This is a genomic window from uncultured Mycobacterium sp., from assembly GCF_964249325.1.
Classification (GTDB): domain Bacteria; phylum Actinomycetota; class Actinomycetes; order Mycobacteriales; family Mycobacteriaceae; genus Mycobacterium.
Window position 1 is genome coordinate 1 of sequence record NZ_CAXUCH010000403.1, and the last position, 2,224, is coordinate 2,224.

Sequence of the window (2,224 nt, forward strand, 5' to 3'; positions counted from 1 at the left end):
ACTGCAAACATCACCACGTGGCCCGGACGAAGCGGCCCGTCGACGCTGCCGGCCAGCGTCGCGCCCAGCAGGGTCAGCGCCGCTATCGCCGCCACCAGCAGTACCTCACCGGTGCGCGCCCGCGAGCTCTCGCACGGCCGGGACAGCTCGAGCAGCACCGCAAACCACGCCACACCAGGCACTGCGACCAGGTAAACTTCGACGTGGCTCAACGCGTCGACATGCCCGGTGACGCGCACCGCGTCCAGCGCCACGACGGCCGCAAATCCGCACAGCCCGATCGCCGCCAGCACCAGCACCGGTTTGCGCGGGTCGCGGGCCAGCAGATACAGCCCCAGCCACCAGCTCAGCGTGAACACGACCGCCGACAGCGCAGCCATGCGTCTAGTGTCGCACGGCGGCCGTCGACGGATTACAGGCCGTAACGGCGATGACGCAGGCTGTAATCGCGGAGCGCGCGCAGGAAGTCGACGCGGCGAAACGCCGGCCAGTACGCCTCTGTGAACCACATCTCGGAATAGGCGCTCTGCCACAACAAGAAACCCGACAACCGCTGCTCTCCGGAGGTCCGGATCACCAGGTCAGGGTCGGGTTGCCCTGATGTGTAAAGGTTTTCGGAGATGGCCTCGACCGTGACCGCCTCAATGAGTTCCTCAGCGCTGGCACCGTTGGCCAGTGCTTTGTTCAGCAGAGCTCGCACGGCGTCGACGATCTCTTGGCGGCCGCCGTAGGCGACCGCGACGTTGACGTGAAAGCCACTGTTGGGCTGGGTGGAGTCGACGGCCCCGCGTAGTCGGCGTGCCGTTTCCTCACCGACCAGCCCCAAATCGCCCACCGTCCGCACACTCCAGCGGTTGGCCGGCGCACAGATCTCCTCGACGACGTCGGTGATGATCTCGATGAGTGCGGCGAGCTCATCGGGGTCGCGTTGCAGGTTTTCGGCCGACAGCAGGTAGACGGTGGCCATTTCGATGCCGGCCTCTTGGCACCAACGCAGCATCTCGGCGACCTTGGCCGCGCCCATTCGGTAGCCGTAGCTGACGTCGTCGTAGCCCGCGCTGCGCGCCCAGCGCCGATTGCCGTCGCACAAAACGGCGATGTGCCGGGGTAACGCGGATTTCGATGCCGCCAGGCCCTGCCGCAACCGCAGCTCATAGAGCCGGTACAGCGGCTCCTTGAGCCGCGGCGGAATTATCTCCACGGGTATCCAGACTAGTGCGGACGTCGAGAATTACCGGCAATCTCGACGCGCGGCACCCTGGGGTTCACCGGGGCGCCCAGTACTGTGGCTAGTAGGCGTTGCAGCGATCTTGATGAGGGAGGGAGATGAACGCTTCGACCGGCGTGACAGACGATCCCGCTCGGTCCGGGGCGTTGGCTGCGGCCGAACATGCGGCCGAACACCTCGCCGACGGCGCGGTAAATGTCCTGACGAAGCCGCGGCTCCGCGGCTGGATCCACCTCTATTCGGCGATTGTGTCGATCATCGCGGGCGCGACCCTGGTGGCCGTGTCCTGGCCGTTGTCAGGCACCGCCGCCGGACTGGCAACGCTGACCTACACCGCGGCCATCGTGGCCATGTTCGGGGTCAGCGCCACCTATCACCGCATCCACTGGAATTCGCTGACTGCGCGCATGTGGATGAGACGGCTCGACCACTCGATGATCTTCGTGTTCATCGCCGGCAGCTACACCCCGTTTGCGGTGTGCGCCATGCCGCCGGGGGATGGGCGCCTGGTGCTGTGGATCGTGTGGGGCGGCGCGCTGGCCGGGATCGCCCTGAAAATGTGCTGGCCGTCGGCGCCGCGCTGGGTCGGCGTGCCGCTGTATCTGCTTCTGAGTTGGGTAGCGATCTGGTTTATCGGCCCAATCTTGCACGGCGCCGGCGTGGCCGCGATGGTGCTGCTCATCGTCGGTGGAGTGATCTACAGCGTCGGCGGCATGTTCTACGGGCTGCGCTGGCCCGACCCGTGGCCGACGGTATTCGGCTATCACGAGTTCTTCCACGCCTGCACCGTGGTGGCGGCGACTTGCCATTACATCGCGATGTGGTTCGCGGTCTTGTAGGGCGCTAGAGCTGGGTGACGTTCTCCGCTGACCAGTAGGCTTTCATCGCCGTGACTTTGCCGTCGTCGCCCAGCACCATCACGTCGATCGGCTCGATCACCATCAGAGTGCATTGACGAGTGTGTGGAGTGCGCCGCTGTGGAGCAGTGAGCGGATT

2 protein-coding genes and 1 pseudogene are annotated in these 2,224 nt (G+C 65.7%); 1 reads left to right on the forward strand and 2 read right to left on the reverse strand.

Annotated elements, in window-relative coordinates:
• Together ACFE99_RS25125 and ACFE99_RS25130 are read right to left on the reverse strand one after the other, a co-directional pair.
• Positions 1-380: pseudogene (locus ACFE99_RS25125) on the reverse strand (hypothetical protein); the annotation flags it as partial.
• A 32-nt stretch (positions 381-412) separates the two neighbouring features.
• The gene (locus tag ACFE99_RS25130) at positions 413-1,201 is read right to left on the reverse strand and encodes a (2Z,6E)-farnesyl diphosphate synthase (RefSeq protein WP_375489602.1); all 789 of its coding nucleotides are present in this window, start codon (positions 1,199-1,201) and stop codon (positions 413-415) included.
• A gap of 125 nt (positions 1,202-1,326) precedes the next feature.
• Between ACFE99_RS25130 and ACFE99_RS25135 the strand changes: the two genes are divergently transcribed.
• Positions 1,327-2,067: a hemolysin III family protein gene (locus tag ACFE99_RS25135; RefSeq protein ID WP_375489604.1), complete on the forward strand. Its 741-nt coding sequence runs from the start codon at positions 1,327-1,329 to the stop codon at positions 2,065-2,067.
• Positions 2,068-2,224 lie beyond the last annotated feature (157 nt).